Origin of the sequence: Thiopseudomonas denitrificans (assembly GCF_002866065.1) — a bacterium.
Lineage (GTDB): Bacteria > Pseudomonadota > Gammaproteobacteria > Pseudomonadales > Pseudomonadaceae > Thiopseudomonas > Thiopseudomonas denitrificans.
Genome location: NZ_LNJZ01000003.1, coordinates 392,486 through 411,115 on the forward strand (window position 1 = coordinate 392,486; position 18,630 = coordinate 411,115).

The window sequence follows — 18,630 nt, forward strand, 5'->3', positions numbered from 1 at the left end:
GGGCGGGGTTGCTGGCTGGAAAGGCCTGGCTGCGACAGGTCGCAACCAGGCCATGCGTGCATTATTCTTCCGCAATCTCTTCTGTTATCACCGGCGGGGTGGCCGGTTTGTCGACCTGTCCGGTTACAGCAGGCCCATCCGGTTTTAGCAGTGTGGTACCCGGGCCGGCAACGAAGTACCAGGCAGCGCCGGCCAGTACAAGAGCAATCAGCGGCACAATCCAGCGCAGCGGGCTCTTGCGGGCGTAAGGGTCGCGCAGGCTGCCGGAGCCTTTGGGCAGGCTGGCGGTCTGGGTCAGGCGGGTGCCGAAGTTGATGCTGATGCGGGCCTGTGCGTTGACCGCCCAGCCGTTGGCATCCAGTATCGGGCCAAGGCTGCGACGGCGCAGCTTGAACCAGGCCATCAGCATGGACGGGCCTGAGACGACCACGATCAGCCCGATGATGACCAGCGGCCACTGCCACCAGTGCAGGGCCAGCAAGCCGGAGAATGCCGCCGCCAGTGCGGTTCCCAATGCGCCGACGGCCAGCCCGATGGCGGCGAAGATACCGGCGAACTTGGCGATGTCAAAAGGGGCAGCGGTCGTGCCATTTTCGACACGCTCGGCCGCGCTGGCGATCAGCTTGTCGTCCTGGCCGGCGGCAAATTTCTGGATCTGGTCGGAAATCAGTGTCGCGATACGGCGATAGGGCGACCAGAATGCCTCGCGTACGCTGATGGCGTTCTCGATCACCTTGACCACGGTGGCATCCCAGTCGTTGCCGTCACGGTCATAGAACAGGCCGTTGCGCCCGGGCATCAGCTCATGGTCAACGCCGGCACTGACCAGCGCGACGATGTTGCATTCTTCGCGGCCATCCACCGGCTGGCCACGACGCACGCAGTGGCAGTAGATCAGGAAGCTGTTGCTTTGGGTGGCCACGGCGCTGTGGGCTTCCACATCGGCCACGTCAATCACCAGGTCGCAGCTTTTGCCGTCGATGAACAGGCGTCCGGCCTGGAAAATGGCTTTTTCACGGTTGCCGTAGAAGTCTTCGAAAGACACGAAGTTTTTCAGCAGGGGCACCAGGTACTGCTGCATGTTGAGCAGTTTGTCCAGATCCACCCAGCCCTGGGCGGCTTCTTCGACTTCCAGGTCGCTGGCGATCAGGGCGGTCAGGGCCTCTTCCTGCTGGCAGTTGATGGCGAGCACGGTATCCAGTGGCAGCTGCTCCAGCAGGGCAACCGCCGGGCGGTCGGCCTGCCAGGCGAAGTAGGCTGCGGCCTTGTCCAGTATGCTTTGCCACTGGCTACGCTCCAGCAGCTGGATGTCGCCATACAGGGGGACGACTACCTGTGCGCGGAATGCCTGCACGTCGGCTTGCCAGGCCGGGTTGATGCCCTGGCAGAAGTGCAGGCCGCCGGTTTGCTCCAGATTGGCCAGTGGCAGGTCTTTCAGACAGTCCAGCCTGGCCAGGCTGCCTGCGCCCAGTCGTGCCAGCTCGTCTTCATCAGCGGCCATGATGGTGGCGGAACGGGCGTCATAGGCGACCAGCTCGACCCGGGTGAAGTAGTCATTGATCTTGTCCTTGACGCGCTCCAGCACTTCGATGGTGTTGGCAGTGGCATCGCCGAATGGCTCGCTGACTTCCGCGCTGGCGCTCTGGTGCCACTCCCTGACGGTATTGACCTGGGCAAAGAACTCGGTGACCTGCTCAGCAGAGACACCCGGCTCGCCACTGCGGTCGGTTTGCTCTCCCAAGCATTCAATGATCTGGCCGATCAGCGCTTGCAGGCTTTCGTCGCCGGTCAGCTGCGCGGGGACTAGGCCGTCGCCATTGGCAACGTCAGGCGGGAAAATCACGGCGGGGTCGGCAGTGTCGTCGGCTGTCAGGCTGTCTTCCTCGTTGCGCCCGAGCAGGCTTAGCAGGCGGCGGGCGGCGAGGATCAGGCTGTGGCTGTCTGCGCCGTCTTTCAGGTCGGCCAGAGTCAGCGGACGCTGGGTGAACAGGCAGTCGGGGTCGTTCAGGCGGGCCAGTGTCCAGTCGATGGCGTTGAGCACTTCGGGGGCGCGGATGCGGGCATCGCCGTTTTCGTCCATCAGCTGTAGAAACTTGTGGCTGATGTTGAGCCGGTCGGTCGGGCAGGCGAGGGTGGCCCAGAGCTTCTGGTCCAGCTGGCGCAGGGCGGCCAGATCGGCTGCGTTTTTGAGGAGGGGCTGCTCAAAGTCGCCGGCACGGAAAAAGCGCCATTTATGGGGTTGTTCTGACATGGCAAAAACCTGATGAAGTGGAAGGCGATAAAAAAGCAATTATGGCCAAAGCAGATGGCTCAGGCCAGTAAATTGGCGTGGTGGCCCTGTAAATGAGACATGGGTCAGATAACCGGCGTTTCATCTGTGGTGGTAAAGGTTGGCTCTTACATTGCCCTATTGGCTCAGGTAGGGGAAAATGCGCGGAATTCTTTTCAGTTTGCAGGAGTTTTTCATGTCTAGCCGTCGTGATCGCGCCAACGCCATTCGCGCCCTGAGTATGGATGCCGTACAGAAAGCCAACAGTGGCCACCCGGGTGCGCCCATGGGGATGGCTGATATCGCCGAAGTGCTGTGGCGTGGTTACCTCAAGCACAACCCGGCCAATCCGCACTGGGCCAACCGTGACCGCTTTGTGCTGTCCAACGGTCATGGCTCGATGCTGATCTATTCGCTGCTGCATCTGACCGGCTACGATCTGGGCATTGAAGACCTGAAGAACTTCCGCCAGCTGCACAGCCGCACACCGGGCCACCCGGAATACGGCTATACCGCAGGGGTTGAAACCACCACCGGTCCGCTGGGTCAGGGCATCGCCAATGCCGTGGGTTTTGCCCTCGCGGAGAAGATCCTCGCCGCGCAGTTCAACCGCCCCGGCCACAACATCGTCGACCACCAGACCTACGCCTTCCTCGGCGACGGCTGCCTGATGGAAGGCATTTCGCATGAGGTCTGCTCACTGGCCGGTACTTTGGGCCTGAATAAGCTGACCTTCTTCTATGACGACAACAACATCTCCATTGATGGCGAGGTTGACGGCTGGTTCACCGATGACACCCCGCGCCGCTTTGAAGCCTATGGCTGGCACGTGATCCGCAACGTCAATGGCCATGATGCCGACGAGATTGAAGTGGCGCTGGAAGCTGCGCTGGAAAGCGACAAACCAACCCTGATTTGCTGCAAAACCACCATCGGCTTCGGTTCGCCCAAGCATGGCGGCAAGGCCAGCAGCCACGGTGCGCCGCTGGGTGCCGACGAGATCGAAGTGGTGCGCAAGGAGCTGAACTGGCCCTATGCGCCATTCGAGGTGCCTGCCGAAATCTATGCCGAGTGGGACGCCAAAGAGCAAGGTGCCAAGGCAGAGGCCGGCTGGCAGGAGAAGTTCGAAGCTTATCGCGCAGAGTTTCCCGAGCTGGCCGCCGAGTTCGAGCGTCGCATGCAGGGTGAACTGCCTGCCGATTTTGCCGAAAAGGCCGCTGCCTACATTGCCGATGTGGCCGCCAAGGGCGAAAGCATCGCCAGCCGCAAGGCCAGCCAGAACTGCCTGAATGCCTATGGCCCGCTGCTGCCCGAACTGCTCGGCGGCTCCGCCGACCTGGCCGGCTCCAACCTGACCCTGTGGAGCGGCTGCAAGGGTGTTTCCGCTGCGGATGCCAGTGGCAATTACGTCTATTACGGCGTGCGCGAATTCGGCATGAGCGCCATCATGAACGGCATTGCCCTGCATGGCGGTCTGATCCCTTACGGTGCGACCTTCCTGATGTTCATGGAGTACGCCCGCAACGCCGTGCGCATGTCGGCCCTGATGAAGCAACGTGTGCTCTATGTGTTTACCCACGACTCCATCGGTCTGGGCGAAGACGGCCCGACCCACCAGCCGATTGAACAGCTGACCAACCTGCGCACCACGCCGAACTTGGATACCTGGCGGCCTTGCGATGCCGTGGAATCCGCTGTGGCCTGGAAATATGCTCTTGAGCGCAAAGGCGGCCCTTCTGCGCTGATTTTCAGCCGTCAGAATCTGGATCACCAGAGCCGCGACGAGCAGCAGATTGCTGATATAGAACGTGGTGGCTATATCCTGCGTGATTGTGAAGGTACCCCCGAACTGATCCTGATTGCTACCGGTTCCGAAGTCGGCCTGGCGGTCAATGCCTACAACACACTGACAGCGCAAGGCCGCAAGGTGCGCGTGGTGTCCATTCCGTGCACCAGCATCTTTGATGCGCAGGATGCCGCCTATCGCCAGCAGGTGCTGCCGCTGGAAGTCAGCAACCGTATCGCCATCGAGGCGGCGCACGCCGACTACTGGTACAAGTATGTGGGTCTGGATGGCCGTGTGCTGGGCATGACCACCTATGGCGAGTCCGCCCCTGCCGGCGAGCTGTTCGAGATGTTCGGCTTTACCGTCGACAAGGTGCTGGAGCTGGCTGGGGAGTTGTTGGAAGGTTAATTTCTTCTGGTTCCATGCCAAGGGACGGGTGAGGCTTTGCTACGGCCTCCCCCCGTCCTTTTGTGTTTATGGGCAGTGAAAAAATACCAGCCAGTTGCTGCAAAATATGCTTCCAGCTATAGTTGTACGGCAATTCCGTACGTGATGGAGGTTGTTATGGATACGGTTAGTGTAAACATATTCAGGGATAACCTGAAAAGCCTTGTTGAACAAGTGGTTAGCAGGCACGAGCCGCTAAAGGTTACGCGGCGGGCAGGGGAGGCGTTTGTGGTCATGAGTGCCGAAGACTGGGAGCGTGAACAAGAAACCCTGTATGTGCTGCAAAACCAAGGCTTGATGCAGCAAATTGCTGACTCAATGGCTACCCATACCAAGGGGCAGGGATATCGTCCGACAAAGGAGCAAATGGATGAGATCGCTGGTCTTTGAGGGCAATACCTGGGAAGCCTACGAAGCCATGCGCGAAAAAGACAAACTGCTGCATAAATCTCTACGCAAGCTGCTCACGGAAATGCTGCGGGCGGATGATCCAGGAGTCGGAACCGGCAAGCCTGAACCGTTGAAACATAATCTGTCCGGCCTGTGGTCAAGACGAATCTCGCAAAAGGATCGCCTGATTTACCGTTTTGACGATAGCGCTATCTATATCTTTGCCATTGGCGGGCATTACGAAGGGCAGTAGTCAGGTCGAAGATGAAGTCGCAGAAAAATTATTAGAGCGTTTTGTTCTCTATTAACGATTGCCAAACCTGCGCACTGGAGATCGGCTGCCCCGGTTGCTCGCCCCACAGCATGCCAACGGGCACGGCAAAGCAACCCGGCACTTGCAGCTTGATGCAGTGGCGGCCTGTATAAATCAGCATGCCACCACGAAAACCTGCACCTGCCTGCTCGGCAAGCCTGTTCAGCCCAGCGGCATCCTTGGGCTGGATGCTGGCGGAGCGTTTGACTTCAACGCCCCAGACTTCAGAACCGCGCTCAATCACCAGATCAACTTCCACTTGATCCTTGTCGCGGTAATGGTAAAAACTCAGCTCGGAATCCAGCCATCCAGCCTGTGCGATAAGTTGTTCAACCACATGACTTTCCAGTAACGCACCAAAACGCTCTGCATCGGTTAACCATTGTTCAGGCGTTAAGTGCGCCAATGCAGCAGCCAGCCCGGTATCAACCAGATGTAACTTCGGACTTTTAATCAGACGTTTAGCATGATTGCGCCGCCATGCCGGTAGCTGGTGCACCAAAAACAAACGCTCCAGAATGCCGAGATACCTGCTGACAGTAGCGCGCTCCAGTGACAACTCTTTACTCAAGCTGCTGACGTTAAGCAGGCAAGCTGTTCTGCATGCCAGCAGTTCGATCAGGCGTAACATGCCGTTTTCATCATTGATTGCCGCAATATCCTGCACGTCCCGCTGCACAATGGCGTTCAGATACTGGCGATACCATTGCCGCGCCCGGTGCGGCGCTCGTTGATTGGGTTCAGGATAGCCGCCCTGGCATAACACCTCGGCCACAGGAGCCAGCGGCACTGAATCAGGCACCATCTGCGGCCCAAGCTTGCCGGTTAGCAGTTGTTCGAGCAGAGTTGTGTTGCTGAGGCGCTTTTCCTGTTCGGTTAGCGGATGCAGATAAACAACTTCCATACGTCCGGCCAGTGAGTCCTGAATTTGCGGCAGCAATAGCAAGTTGGCAGAGCCGGTAAGCAAAAAACGTCCTGGTTTGCGGTCGCGATCAATTACCGACTTGATTGCCAGCAACAGTTCCGGCGCTCGCTGCACTTCATCCAGAATTACCCGCTCGGGCAAACTTTCGATAAAGCCGGTTGCATCCTCGCGAGCAGCTTGCAACAGGGTTGAGTCATCCAGGCTAAGGTAGGTGCGATCTGAGTCAATGCGTTGAGCCAGCGTGGACTTGCCCACCTGGCGCGGGCCAAGCAAACAAACGACTGGTGTATCAGCAAGCGCCTCTTGCACCCTGCTGCGCATTAATCGGGGTAGGTATGGATATGTCATGCAATGGCCTGTTGCTGCCGTCCAATTGCTTAGTAATGTAGCGTCCAATTGCTCAATAGGCAAGCGTCCAATTGCTTAGTCATGCTCCGTCCAATTGATCAATATGTATCTTTTAACTGTTATCTGTTTGTTTTACAACTGGCGCAAGTACTGTTGTAGCCAGTTGAAGCTAACCAGTTCCTGCTCAAAGCGCAGGTTTTTAACCGGTTGGCCGTCGGCGTTGCATAGCCTGTTTTCACGCAGTGCCTGATAAAGGCTTTGTTCTGTGCTGGTTAGCAGGGGAAGCTCGCCGGTACAGGCAGTGTCAGCAGGTTCCTGCCCCCAGAGTGTCTGATGGTGCAGCAGGGTGCTGTGATCCATCAACATGGATTTGGCGTGGGGCAGATAGGTACGCAAGCGATTGAGGATGGCAAAACCATGGGTGTCGATATCGCCCCAGTAGTATAGAGGTTGTTTTTGTAGCCAAGGGATGTGACCCAACAAGTCCAGCGCATAGCCCTGACCAAACAGCAGCACCGAGTCGGGCAGCTCGGGAAATGCCAGGGCGTTGACTTCGTTTTCGGTGACAAACACCCGCTCCAGCGGCAACTGCAAACCAGCCAGTTGCTCTACCGGAACTTCCAGGTCAGTAAGGCCAGCTATGGCCAGGCGGTTATCCAGTATGCGCATGCGGATGCGCAGGGGCTTGTCCAGCAGGCCATAGCGCCGACAGAAACCTTTGACACCGCGCCATTGCTCATCAATATGAGCGGCTGGCAGCACCAAATCGAGCAGCTCGCTGAGCAGGCCACGGCGCAGCTCAATAAACTTGGTATCCACACCGGGGATATCAAGTTGGCGCAGGTAAAGCTGGCTGTGCGGATGGGCACAAAACCACTGCAAAACCGCCAGGATTTGTTGCCAGTGCGCTGCTTGCTCCAGCGCCCGCAACGGATATTTTTGCAGCCATGAATGCAGAGCAGGGAACAGAGCCAAGCTGGCGCTAACCAATTGTTCAAACTGGCGTGCCGCCCGTTGTTGTCCCAGCAGTTGCAGTGCATCTTCGGGCTGATCGATCCAGACGCTATCCGGGATCTGGTTGCGCCCCAGTTGCCGATGATTGATTTCCCGGTATTCCAGCCGGTAGCGCGAATCCAGCAGTTGCAGTTGGGCAATCCAGCGGCGTACCTGTTCGAATTGGGTGCCAAGGTCATTCGAGTTTGGTTTTTTCAGGCGCAGTTGCAGAGGAAACATGGGTTCTGCCTGCGGCAGACGGGAGCGCAGCAGCTCGCCCCTGTCCCAGAGTTTTTGCAACTGGCTACGCAAATCGGCAGGGCTGGTCCAGTCAGGCTGGCTCATGGCTGTCGGCTCGTTCGGCTTTCTGTGCCCGGTATTCCTCTATGCTCAGGCAGCGCAGCATGGATTCGCGCCCCTGTTCGTTGTGTACAAAACCAACACTGGCCACATAGGGCTCGATAATGTGGATTTTTTGCAAAGGCGTAACTATCAGTAATTGCAAATTCAGCTTGCGGAACAGTTCCAGACCATAGCGTGCCGATTCATCTGAACCTCGGCCAAAGGCTTCATCAATCACGACAAAGCGGAAAGATCGGGAACGGGTAGCGCCCCATTCCAGGCCAAAGCGGTAAGCCAGACTGGCGGCCAGTACCGTGTAGGCCAGCTTTTCTTTCTGGCCGCCGGATTTGCCGCCGGAATCGCTGTAGTGCTCATATTCGCTGTTGTCCTCGCGCCAACGCTCCGAGGCAGAAAAGACAAACCAGTTACGCACATCGCACACCTTGCGCGTCCAGCGGCGATCAAGTTCGGAACTGCCGTCACGGCCACGGAAGCGTTCAATAATTTGACGCACCTGCAAGAATTTGCTTTCCGCGTATTGTTCATCCTGACTGCCGGACAGACTGCCTTCGGTACAGGCTTTGAGGTCGTTGCGGAAACTGGCGATTTCACCATCGCCGCTGGACTGTGCTTCCAGTTGAATCAATCGCCCCGGGTTGTAGTCGATTTCTTGCAGGGAATTGTTGATTTCATCAATTCGCTTGCGAATATCCTGTTCTTCACGACGTAGATGGGTTTGAAAGGTAGCAATTTCATTGATGATGTTTTCATTCAGCATGGATTTGAAACGCTGCTCAAACTGCGGCAGGCCGTCTTCTTCCAGACTGGCAAGCATGGCGCGGTAATCTTCTGCGGCGGCCACGCTGGCATCGACTTCCTGAGTGTCCATAGGATAGGTATTGCGGTAGTCACTCATGGCCTGAACAATGGACTGGCTTAGCCGCTCCAGCCGCTTGCTGCTGTTGTCTATTTTGCTTTGCAGCCAGGCACGCAGTTCTTGCTCCCTGTTGCTGCATGACTCCACCGTAAGGCTATGCTCGCCTAGTGCCTGTTCACGTAAAGCAGGAAGCTCGACAAAGTATGTTTGCTGTTCCTGCGTGGCAGACTGATAGAGCGTTCGGGCCGCCTCGGCGGCTTGTTGTGCGTCTTCTTGCTTCTGTTCGCAACGTGCCAGATCGCGGTTTTTCTCATCCAGAGCATCACGCAGGGTTAGCAGTTCGGCTTCAAGCAGGCGCAGTTGCTCTTGCAGGGTGCGCAGGGTGTCGGACTCGGCTTCCAGTTGCTGGCGCTCTTCTGTCAAATTGTGGATTTGTACCTGCAAGGGTTTCCAGTCAAGCTTTTGAAAGCTGTCAAACATTGACAGTTTGTCCAGTAAACTAATCCGGTTTTCCAGTTCTCTCTGGCGTTGCTGCAATTCGGCTAGCTGTGCGCCAAGGTTTTGTATGCGCAGTTGTAAGTCACCCACCTGCTTTTCCAGTGCCCGGATTTTTTGTTCGTTGCTCCAGCCCAGAATGTAACGGGTGCGGTCATCAAGCCGGTGGCGGTCGTCTTTTTCGTGACGATCATGGCCGGCCTTGATCTGCCCGTTGGCGGTAACTGCTTTTTCTTCGCGGCGAAACTGTTCCAGCGAGTTGCAGCAGGCGTAGTCAAAGCGGCGGGCAAGCTCGATCTCCAGCCAGTCGTAGAACTGGGTATCGGGTTTGATTTGCAGTTTACGCACCAGAGAATCCGGGTGGGTGTCGAGGTCTGCGACCGTATGCCGTTCGCGTACCCTGAAATACACCAGCCGCCCGCCCAAATGGGTTTGTTCTACCCATTCAGCCACCCTGGCGTAGAGGTTGTCCGGTACCAGCAGGGACAGGCCAAAATTATGCAGCAAGCGTTCAGCCACGCCCTCCCAGTCCCGCGCATCATCACGGATCTGCAACAGCTCGCCCACAAAGGGCAGCTGGCTGTCTTGCAGCTCCAGTGCCGCACAGAGTCGGGTACGGATTTCCAGCATTCGTGCCGGCAGGTTGGAACGGCGCTGGCGCAGGGAGGCTAGCTCCGTATCCAGTTGCTCATGCTGCTGGCGCAAGCCACTAAGCTCGACGACATTTTCTGTGTGCTGGTTCTGGGTTGCATCACGCTGGTTTTTGCTGTCTTCCTGTAGCTCAGGCAGGGACTGACGGTTGGCCAAAAAAGGCTCTGAACTCAGCGCCAATGGCAAGCCCAGCTGCTGTGCCAGCTTGTCGTACTGGCTAGCGGTATCCTGTCGGCTGGTTTGTTCCCGTTGCAGACGTTCTATTTCTTCCTTGATGGCTGCCAGTCGGTCACCACCGTTTTGCGCGATGGCACGGGTTAGCTCGTCGCGGCGGGACTGGCCTTGCTGTTGCTGGTCTTGCAGGCTGCGCTGCTGTTCTTGCAGGCGAGCCAGCTCTTGTGCCAGATTGGCCAGACGCTTGTCCAGCAGATCCGCCTTGAGCCCGGCAAACCACGGCGCCAGCGCCTCGCGGCAGGCCACCTGGGTATCACGCTCGGTAGTGGCTTGTGCATGGCGTTGACAGTCTTGCACCAGAGGTTGCAGCAGGGCAATTTGCTGCTTGGCCTTGAGTACAGCCTCGTGGGCGCGGTTAAGGTCATCAAAATGCTGGATCAGCGCCTGAATGCGCTCATCCACCGGAAACTCCTCCAGCATGTGCTCGCGCACAAAGTCGGTCAGGTTGCCCACGGACTTCATGGAAACCGTTTGGCTGAACAGCTCCAGCGCCTGGTCGTTGTCTATGCCAAAACGGCGGCGGAAAGCGGCACTGTAGGCGGTAAAGCTGGTTTCCAGTATCAGCCCCGGCATGTCGCGCAGCCGCTTACGCAAGGCGTTGAGGTCGTTGCCAAAGTTGGCAAAGTGCTCGGTAATGCTGAGTTGCTGATCAGCAACCACATAAAAGCGTTCCGGCTGGCCACGGCTTTCCGTGATATAGAACACCTGCGCCAGGGTAACATGCTGATCGTACCCCTCGTTATAGAAGTGACCAAGAATCACCGAATAGTTGTTGTGATCGCGCAGAGGCACAGGCTTGGCGCTGGTACCGGTATCACTGCGCTCGGACTTGTAGTAACCCAGCACATAGGAGCGCAAGGTACGTTCTTTGGCTTCGGCACCGGCAGCTTTGTTATAGGCGATTTTCTGCGCCGGAACCAGCAGGGTGGTAATGGCATCCACCAGAGTGGATTTGCCCGAGCCTATATCACCGGTCAGCAGGGCATTGTTGCCGGCAGTGGGAAAGCGCCAAACCCGTTGATGGAACGTCCCCCAGTTATACAACTCAATGGCATGCAGGCGAAAGCCGGCGTGCTCGTCGCTAGAGGCAAAATCAAGCATGGGCACCAGGCTGTCATCATTCATTATTTAGCTTCCTCTGCACTGAACTGGACGGCATATTCGGCCAAACGCTGGTCAAATTCATTTAGCCACTGGGCATCGACAAAAGCCTTGAGAATGCGCTGCACTTCGTACAGTGCATCTTGCTGGCCGCGTAATTTACGCAGGAAACCCAGTTCCACCACCTTGTTGATATGGTTGTCGATGCGGTCAATCAGGCGTACTTCGTTGCTGCCTTCTGGCAGAAACAGACGCAACATTTCGATCAGCTGCTCACGAGACAGAATAAGTCTGGCATCTCCGCTGCTGGCATCAAACTCGGCCAGTCTTTTCCGCAGCAAGGCCAGAAGTAGGCTGACCGGATAGCTGAGCTGGCGTCGTGGAATTAGTCTGGGCAGTGTGCCGGTCCGGGCATCGTCATCCTGTTGTGACTGGCACAGATAGGCATAGCCTTCAGCTTCGTCCAGCATCAAGTCCAGCCCCAATAACTGAATGTAGTCACGTATGCCGGTCTGTTGCTCTATCAAGATTTGCCAGGCTGGAGCATCGTCTTCGCGGTACAGCACACCTTTGAATAGACTGATGAGCAGGGGTGAAAGAACAGGAGTAAAAGAAGCGGACATGATTGAGTTACCGGCTAAAAATTATCAGGGGCACACTGGCACGGCGTGTGCGGCCTTGTTCGTCAACCCATTGAATAAGCTGGGTTTGCTGCTCGTCAATGACGCTGCGGTTGTCTGCCGTGGCAAGTTCCAGCCAGGTGACCAGCTCGGCCAGCCCTTGTTGCAGCGGGTGTTGCTTGAGTAAATCACCAAGGCTGATTTGCGTCTGTTGACGCAGTACCAAGCGTAAATTTGCTAGCAAACGTGCTTTATCAACGTGAATCTGGTTGAACAGGGCATCAGTATCGCCATCGCTACTGCCCTCCAGCAGTACCTGGGTAGCGATGCGTGGCTTGAGCGGTGGACTGTAAAGCGGGCGATCCAGCGGCAGGTTTAGTTCGACCCGTACATCATCCAGACTGACAAGGTTTTTGTCCGGCGGCTGTTGCCGCAGGCTCAATGCCTTGCCTTCAATATCGCGTAGCAGGTGCATGATACGCTTGTTCTCCAGCCAGGCCTGATCGTCCAGATAACGGCGCAACTGCTCGGACAGACGCGCCACTGTACGCTGGGCTACTTCGCCCGCTTTAAGCCATTCGTAGTGAATGTACTTCAGACGCTGATCCGGCTCCAGGCTTTGCACTGCCTGATTTTCAAAAACTTTTTGCAGCAGGCCGGACAGTTCTTCCTGGCGCGAGGGCGACATCAAAAACTCCCAGAAAGCGCGGAAACTGCGTCCTTGGTCGGAATCGGCAATGGCATCATGTTCACCAAAAAAGCTTTCCAGCAAGGCACCTTTGCTGCCGTCCCAGGTGGCGATACGCTCGCGGACTTCACGATCCAGATCGCGAAAGTTCTGCTCAATTTCACGAAAGTCAGACAACAGGCTATCGGCGTTTTTGTTGACCTCAAGAAAACGCTCACGGATTCTGGTGTCATCCATCAACTCTAGCTGGCCATCCTTGATCCGCCGGATTTCCACATCCAGCGCAGCTTTGCGCTTTTGCAGTTCGGCAATACGGGTTTGCGGGTCGGTTTCGCTGCCTTCAACCATCTGGCGCAACAGGTCGAAAATGGTTAATAGGCGTGATTCAGTACCCACAAACTGCCTTTTGCCCAGACTGGCGAGCCACTCAACCGCCTTTTCTGTTGCGGCTGTCAGTTCGTAATGCGCCTCGTCACTGCCTTGTGGATAAAACTTGCGCAACCAGCCATTGCTGTTGTCGGCCCAGTCATCCAGATAAGCAGTTGCTTCGCGTGGAAACAGGATTTCGTTGTGCGCCTGATGCAGGCTGTAGAGCAAGTCGTCCAGTTGGGAGGCCAGTTCTGCCTGCTCCAGACTGCGCTGGTTGGGGGCGACAAAGGCCTGGTGCAGAAAGCACAGGATCAGCGGAGCGTGGTCGGCACGCAGCAAACGCCAGGCTGGGTGATGCTGACGCAAGGAAAATAGCTGTTGATAATCCATGGAAGCCTAGTGTTGTTACCTGAGCAATGAAGTGTTGAAAGGTAATTATCTATACAGACTACGAATTTGTCAGCCCTACAGGGAAGCTGAGATGAACCAATGAAAACATTGAAGTTTGCATAGGTTGTCGGGGGGCTTCTGTTTTGAGCCAGCGCCAGGCTTTATGTGGATGAGGCCATCCAGGCTATCCCTTGGCGAGCCGAAAAACACGGTTAATCTGTGAGGCAGATTTGCTCAGTACATCGAATTTGGCGAGTCATCCGGATGCACTTCGCCATATACTTCATCCGGATCAATGCCGTGCTCAAGCAGAACTTCCTTGACTGCGTTGATATGTTCCAGCACCAGCAGGTGGCGGTCGCCATATTCATAGCGGGTAACTTCAATGGCATTGGGCATGTAACTGAAAGCGATCTTGAGTGCGTCCAGTACGGTTTCGTCCAGTTTGGCGGGCATGCTGTTTCTCCGTAGGCAAGTCATGAATCGTGGCGTGACAGTATGGCACAGGCTGGTCGGATGCGCCGGCATGCTTCTGTGGCAAGCGGGGCGAATGCGTTGTTTGGCCCGGTCAAAAGGCAGGAAATCCATGCTGAAATGACGTAACATCTCTTGATTGAAAACAAGGTACTGCCCGGCATTTGCCGGTCACATCCGGCGCAGGTCAAGGAAAAAGCATTGTCAAAATATCGCGTTGCATTGAACGGCTATGGGCGCATCGGGCGCTGCGTGCTGCGTGCGCTATACGAGCGCGGCTACGACACCAATTTCAGCATTGTGGCCCTCAACGATATTGCCGATCAGGCCAGCATCGAGTACCTAACCCGTTTTGACTCCACCCATGGCCGCTTCCCCGGTGATATCCGGGTTGATGGCGATTGCCTGCATCTGAATGGCGACTGCGTGAAGGTGCTGCGCCACCAGGAGCCGGAGCAGGTCGACTGGGCAGGGCTGGATATCGATTTGTTGATCGAGTGCTCGGGAGTCTATACCCGTCGTGAACAGGCAGGGCGCTTTCTGGCGGCGGGGGTGCCCCGCATCCTGTTTTCCCAGCCGATGGACAGTGCCGCAGATGCCGACACGACCGTTGTCTATGGCGTCAACCATCAGCAGCTCAGTGGCCGTGAACACATCGTCTCCAACGCCTCCTGCACCACCAACTGCGGTGTGCCGGTTCTCAAACTGTTGCATGAAACCGTGGGCATCGAGCAGGTGCTGATCACCACCATTCACTCCGCGATGAATGACCAGCCGGTAATTGATGCATACCACCATGAGGACCTGCGTCGCACCCGTTCGGCATTTCAATCGGTGATTCCTGTTTCCACCGGGCTGGCACGCGGCATCGAGCGGTTGTTGCCGGAGCTGACCGGCAAGGTCCAGGCCAAGGCCATGCGCGTGCCGACGGTAAACGTGTCCTGTCTGGATATCACGGTGCAATGTGCCCGTGATACCAGCGTAGAAGCCATCAATGCATTATTCCGCGATGCAGCGCAGCACGGACCACTTAAAGGTTTGCTAAACTACACAGAATTTCCCCATGCCAGTTGTGATTTCAACCACGATCCGCATTCGGCGATCATCGATGGCAGTCAGACCCGCCTGTGTGGCCCGAGGCTGCTTAACCTGGTTGCCTGGTTTGACAACGAATGGGGCTTTGCCAACCGCATGCTGGATGTTGCCAGCCATTTTTTACAGACTTCTACAGCCCTAACCAAGGATTGATGCATGACCGTTTTGAAAATGACCGATCTTGACCTGTCCGGCAAGCGCGTACTGATCCGTGAAGACCTGAACGTGCCGGTAAAAGACGGCAAAGTCACCAGTGATGCACGTATTGTTGCCTCCCTGCCAACCATTCGCCTGGCGCTGGAAAAAGGCGCTGCAGTACTGGTGTGCTCACACCTGGGTCGTCCGGAAGAGGGCGTGTTCAGTGAAGAAAACAGCCTGGCACCTGTTGCCGCTTACCTGGGCGAAGCGCTGGGTCGTGAAGTGCCACTGGTGCGTGATTACCTCGATGGTGTCGAGGTCAAGCCGGGCGAAGTGGTTCTGCTGGAAAACGTACGCTTCAACCCGGGCGAGAAGAAGAATACCGACGAGTTGTCACAAAAATACGCCGCGCTCTGCGATGTATACGTGATGGATGCCTTCGGCACCGCCCACCGTGCACAGGCCTCCACCCATGGTGCCGGCAAGCACGCCAAGGTGGCCTGTGCCGGCCCGCTGCTGGCCGCCGAGCTGGAAGCCCTGGGCAAGGCGCTGGACAAGCCGGCCAAGCCGATGGCCGCCATCGTTGCCGGCTCCAAGGTCTCCACCAAGCTGGATGTGCTGAATAGCCTGTCCGAAATTTGCGATCAGCTGATTGTTGGTGGTGGTATTGCCAACACTTTCCTTGCTGCCGCCGGTCTGCCAGTAGGCAAGTCGCTGTACGAGCCCGAGCTGGTCGATACCGCCAAGGCGATTGCCGCCAAGGTCAGCGTACCGCTGCCGGTTGACGTGGTAGTGGCCAAGGCCTTTGCCGCTGATGCCGAGGCCACCGTCAAGGCGGTTGCCGATGTCGCCGAAGACGACATGATTCTGGATATCGGCCCGCAAACCGCTGCCAACTTCGCCGAACTGTTGAAAACCGCCAAAACCGTGCTGTGGAACGGTCCGGTTGGCGTATTCGAGTTCGACCAGTTTGCCGGTGGCACCAGGGTGCTGGCCGAAGCCATTGCCGCCAGCGATGCCTTCTCCATTGCCGGTGGTGGCGACACTTTGGCTGCCATCGACAAGTTTGGCGTGGCCGACAAGATTTCCTACATTTCCACCGGCGGTGGTGCCTTCCTCGAGTTTGTCGAAGGCAAGGTCCTGCCGGCTGTAGAGATGCTGGAACAAAGAGGGTGATTTTTTTGGCATTGTGCCAGGGATGTGGTGGGTGCATTGTTGCAAAGTCGCCGTGAATACATCCCTGTAGGCTCCATGGCGACATCCATGTCGCCAAGGCTTTGCACAACGCACCCACCACAGCCCAATAGCATCATGCCGTGTGGGAAGAGAGAAAAAGCAAAAGCGACCCGCCGCAATATAAAAGGTGGCAGGTAAAACACAAAACAAGCAGCCACACCCACTCCCCCCAAAAAAGGGTGCGGCTTGCACGAAATTTAAGAGGGCAAGGGCGGTAACGGAGCAAAGCTTGTGCCGCCATGGATGGCGGCGCAGAGCCTACATGGACGTACTTGCGGCGTCTTTGCGCAGTTACTGCCCTTGTCCACTACGGTTGGCTCAAAGCACCCGTAAGAAAAAGATTCAACGACTACAGGAGTAATATCATGGCCCTGATTAGCATGCGCCAACTGCTGGACCACGCCGCCGAGTACGGCTACGGCTTGCCAGCATTCAACGTGAACAACCTGGAACAAATGCGCGCCATCATGGAAGCCGCCGACAAGACCAACTCTCCGGTCATCGTCCAGGCGTCTGCCGGTGCCCGCAAATACGCCGGTGCGCCTTTCCTGCGCCACCTGATTCTGGCTGCAATCGAAGAATTCCCGCATATTCCCGTCTGTATGCACCAGGATCACGGCACCAGTCCGTCCGTGTGCCAGCGCTCCATCCAGCTGGGCTTCAGCTCGGTGATGATGGACGGCTCGCTGATGGCCGACGGCAAGACCCCGGCCAGCTACGAATACAACGTCGACGTCACCCGTCGTACCGTTGAAATGGCCCACGCCTGTGGTGTGTCTGTCGAAGGTGAGCTGGGTGTGCTGGGCAGCCTGGAAACCGGACAGGCCGGTGAAGAGGACGGCGTCGGTGCCGAGGGCACATTGTCCATGGACCAGATGCTGACCGATCCGGAAGAAGCTGCCGATTTCGTCGCCAAGACCAAGGTTGACGCACTGGCCATCGCCATCGGTACCAGCCATGGTGCATACAAGTTCACCAAGCCACCCACTGGCGATATTCTGGCCATTGAGCGCATCAAGGAAATCCACGCCCGCATTCCCAATACCCACCTGGTAATGCATGGTTCCAGCTCGGTTCCGCAGGAGTGGCTGAAAGTCATCAACGAGTTTGGCGGCGAGATTCCGGAAACCTATGGTGTACCGGTCGAGGAAATCGTCGAGGGCATCAAGCACGGCGTGCGCAAGGTCAACATCGACACCGACCTGCGCTTGGCTGCTACTGGTGCGGTACGCCGCTTCATGGCGCAGAACCCGAGCGAATTCGACCCGCGCAAATACCTGGCCGAAACCGTCAAGTCCATGCGTGACATTGCTATCGCCCGCTACGAAGCCTTTGGTGCAGCCGGCCATGCCGACAAGATCAAGCCGGTTTCACTGGAAGTGATGTTCCAGCGCTACGAAAGCGGCGAGCTGTACAAGTAAGCATACTTGGCAGTATCCAACAAAAAGGCTGTGCAATTTTGTATGGCCTTTTTTTGTGGCTGGTTGGTTGTATGGTGAGGTGGGGTTGGTCAAGAACTATGCTGCAGCTACGCACCCGCACCGAAGCAAGTTTCGGCATGGGTGCTGAGGCTTTGAGGCCCTTCGTATTTGAGGGTGTAGGAAAACTGAGTCAGCCAGCGCATAAGGCAACGTAACAGGTGCTGGCATGCCGGACTGGCTGGCATGTTGGTGAGTCCGTTGCGCTATCAGCTCTTCAAGCTCTGTAAACAGCGTCTGGGGCAGCAAGGTCGTGCGGTCTTTACCACCCTTGCTGCTGCGTATCACCAGCCTGTGCAGATTAAAATCCACATCCTTGATGCGTAAACGGCAGGCTTCGCTGACGCGCAGGCCAGCTCCATACATGAGCGAAGCAATCAGCCGGTGAGGGTGTGGCAGCTGGCCAATGACGGATATGGCTTCCGCATGGGACAGCACCACAGGCAACTTGCGGGGCTTTTTAGCACGGGCAATGCCGTCGATATGCTGCAAAGGCTGTTGCAAAATGTGCTTATAAAGAAATACCAGCGCATTGAGCGCCTGGTTTTGGGTGGCCGCCGCCACGTTCTTGTGTGTCGCCAGCCAGGTCAGAAACTGGGCTACTTCTGCTTCGGCCATGTCGCGGGGGTGGCGGAGTCGATGAAACCGTATGAAATAGCGTATCCAGTACCAGTAGGTCTTTTCGGTACGCAGACTGTAATGTTTGGTACGAATGATTGCATGCAGCTGATCGCGCAGCTTGGGTGCAGGCTTGGGTGTCTGGGGCATAGCAATTTCCTTTTGCTGTATGGATAAACAGTATCTTGCTGGTGAAGGCAAGGCGGGTCAAGCGAAAATAATCTACCAAAAAGTATGATCTTGTAACGGATTGATCCCCATGGTCTAATCGGGCAATCAAAATTTAGTTGCATCGGGTTATACCGCTTTCACGATGATTGGCTTATGTGGAAGGCGATCTAATGCATGTTAGA

The 18,630-nt window shown here is 56.6% G+C and carries 14 protein-coding genes; 6 read left to right on the plus strand and 8 right to left on the minus strand.

The genetic code is table 11. From position 1 onward, the window contains the following. Nucleotides 1–61: 61 nt before the first annotated feature. Nucleotides 62–2,251 carry a hypothetical protein gene (locus AR306_RS03100; protein WP_206167950.1) on the minus strand — a complete coding sequence of 730 codons (2,190 nt, stop codon included), beginning with the start codon at nt 2,249–2,251 and terminating at the stop codon, nt 62–64. A 214-nt stretch (nt 2,252–2,465) separates the two neighbouring features. On the opposite strand from AR306_RS03100, the gene tkt reads away from it, so the two are divergent. From tkt to AR306_RS03115, 3 genes are all read left to right on the plus strand, one after another. Then, the gene (tkt, locus tag AR306_RS03105; protein ID WP_101496115.1) at nt 2,466–4,463 is read left to right on the plus strand and encodes a transketolase; all 1,998 of its coding nucleotides are present in this window, start codon (nt 2,466–2,468) and stop codon (nt 4,461–4,463) included. A 156-nt stretch (nt 4,464–4,619) separates the two neighbouring features. Further along, nucleotides 4,620–4,892, plus strand: a complete 273-nt coding sequence (locus tag AR306_RS03110; protein WP_101496080.1) for a type II toxin-antitoxin system Phd/YefM family antitoxin — start codon at nt 4,620–4,622, stop codon at nt 4,890–4,892. After that, on the plus strand, nt 4,873–5,145 hold the full coding sequence (locus AR306_RS03115; protein ID WP_101496081.1) for a Txe/YoeB family addiction module toxin: 273 nt from the start codon (nt 4,873–4,875) through the stop codon (nt 5,143–5,145). Before AR306_RS03110 ends, AR306_RS03115 begins: the two co-directional genes overlap by 20 nt. A gap of 31 nt (nt 5,146–5,176) precedes the next feature. On the opposite strand, the gene AR306_RS03120 is transcribed toward AR306_RS03115, so the two are convergent. The 6 genes from AR306_RS03120 to AR306_RS03145 all read right to left on the minus strand — a co-directional run bounded on the left by AR306_RS03120 (nt 5,177) and on the right by AR306_RS03145 (nt 13,694). Beyond that, nucleotides 5,177–6,541 carry an ATP-binding protein gene (locus AR306_RS03120; RefSeq protein WP_240622462.1) on the minus strand — a complete coding sequence of 455 codons (1,365 nt, stop codon included), beginning with the start codon at nt 6,539–6,541 and terminating at the stop codon, nt 5,177–5,179. Between the two features lie 69 nt (nt 6,542–6,610). Beyond that, the gene (locus tag AR306_RS03125; RefSeq protein WP_101496083.1) at nt 6,611–7,816 is read right to left on the minus strand and encodes a DUF3322 domain-containing protein; all 1,206 of its coding nucleotides are present in this window, start codon (nt 7,814–7,816) and stop codon (nt 6,611–6,613) included. Next, complete coding sequence (locus tag AR306_RS03130; protein WP_101496084.1) at nt 7,803–11,195, minus strand: ATP-binding protein; 3,393 nt, start codon at nt 11,193–11,195, stop codon at nt 7,803–7,805. Before AR306_RS03130 ends, AR306_RS03125 begins: the two co-directional genes overlap by 14 nt. Further along, on the minus strand, nt 11,195–11,794 hold the full coding sequence (locus AR306_RS03135; RefSeq protein WP_101496085.1) for a DUF4194 domain-containing protein: 600 nt from the start codon (nt 11,792–11,794) through the stop codon (nt 11,195–11,197). The genes AR306_RS03130 and AR306_RS03135 overlap by 1 nt, the downstream gene beginning before the upstream one ends. A 7-nt stretch (nt 11,795–11,801) precedes the next feature. After that, the gene (locus tag AR306_RS03140) at nt 11,802–13,238 is read right to left on the minus strand and encodes a DUF3375 domain-containing protein (RefSeq protein ID WP_101496086.1); all 1,437 of its coding nucleotides are present in this window, start codon (nt 13,236–13,238) and stop codon (nt 11,802–11,804) included. Between the two features lie 234 nt (nt 13,239–13,472). Continuing rightward, the gene (locus AR306_RS03145) at nt 13,473–13,694 is read right to left on the minus strand and encodes a penicillin-binding protein (protein WP_101496087.1); all 222 of its coding nucleotides are present in this window, start codon (nt 13,692–13,694) and stop codon (nt 13,473–13,475) included. A 219-nt stretch (nt 13,695–13,913) separates the two neighbouring features. Between AR306_RS03145 and epd the strand changes: the two genes are divergently transcribed. The 3 genes from epd (at nt 13,914) to fba (ending at nt 17,602) form a co-directional block, all read left to right on the plus strand. Beyond that, entirely contained in the window at nt 13,914–14,960 is a 1,047-nt protein-coding gene (gene epd / locus AR306_RS03150; RefSeq protein WP_101496116.1) for an erythrose-4-phosphate dehydrogenase, read from the plus strand. Between the two features lie 3 nt (nt 14,961–14,963). Next, nucleotides 14,964–16,121, plus strand: a complete 1,158-nt coding sequence (locus AR306_RS03155) for a phosphoglycerate kinase (RefSeq protein WP_101496088.1) — start codon at nt 14,964–14,966, stop codon at nt 16,119–16,121. A gap of 425 nt (nt 16,122–16,546) precedes the next feature. After that, on the plus strand, nt 16,547–17,602 hold the full coding sequence (gene fba, locus AR306_RS03160; RefSeq protein WP_101496089.1) for a class II fructose-bisphosphate aldolase: 1,056 nt from the start codon (nt 16,547–16,549) through the stop codon (nt 17,600–17,602). Between the two features lie 96 nt (nt 17,603–17,698). Here fba and AR306_RS03165 read toward each other — a convergent pair whose 3' ends face one another. Continuing rightward, nucleotides 17,699–18,427, minus strand: a complete 729-nt coding sequence (locus AR306_RS03165) for a phage integrase N-terminal SAM-like domain-containing protein (protein WP_101496090.1) — start codon at nt 18,425–18,427, stop codon at nt 17,699–17,701. Nucleotides 18,428–18,630 lie beyond the last annotated feature (203 nt).

Coding starts and splice junctions, on each gene's coding strand:
- AR306_RS03100 (WP_206167950.1), bottom strand. CDS start 2,251: ATGTCAGAACAACCCCATAAATGGCGCTTTTTCCGTGCCGGCGACTTT.
- tkt (WP_101496115.1), top strand. CDS start 2,466: ATGTCTAGCCGTCGTGATCGCGCCAACGCCATTCGCGCCCTGAGTATG.
- AR306_RS03110 (WP_101496080.1), top strand. CDS start 4,620: ATGGATACGGTTAGTGTAAACATATTCAGGGATAACCTGAAAAGCCTT.
- AR306_RS03115 (WP_101496081.1), top strand. CDS start 4,873: ATGAGATCGCTGGTCTTTGAGGGCAATACCTGGGAAGCCTACGAAGCC.
- AR306_RS03125 (WP_101496083.1), bottom strand. CDS start 7,816: ATGAGCCAGCCTGACTGGACCAGCCCTGCCGATTTGCGTAGCCAGTTG.
- AR306_RS03130 (WP_101496084.1), bottom strand. CDS start 11,195: ATGAATGATGACAGCCTGGTGCCCATGCTTGATTTTGCCTCTAGCGAC.
- AR306_RS03135 (WP_101496085.1), bottom strand. CDS start 11,794: ATGTCCGCTTCTTTTACTCCTGTTCTTTCACCCCTGCTCATCAGTCTA.
- AR306_RS03140 (WP_101496086.1), bottom strand. CDS start 13,238: ATGGATTATCAACAGCTATTTTCCTTGCGTCAGCATCACCCAGCCTGG.
- AR306_RS03145 (WP_101496087.1), bottom strand. CDS start 13,694: ATGCCCGCCAAACTGGACGAAACCGTACTGGACGCACTCAAGATCGCT.
- AR306_RS03155 (WP_101496088.1), top strand. CDS start 14,964: ATGACCGTTTTGAAAATGACCGATCTTGACCTGTCCGGCAAGCGCGTA.
- fba (WP_101496089.1), top strand. CDS start 16,547: ATGGCCCTGATTAGCATGCGCCAACTGCTGGACCACGCCGCCGAGTAC.
- AR306_RS03165 (WP_101496090.1), bottom strand. CDS start 18,427: ATGCCCCAGACACCCAAGCCTGCACCCAAGCTGCGCGATCAGCTGCAT.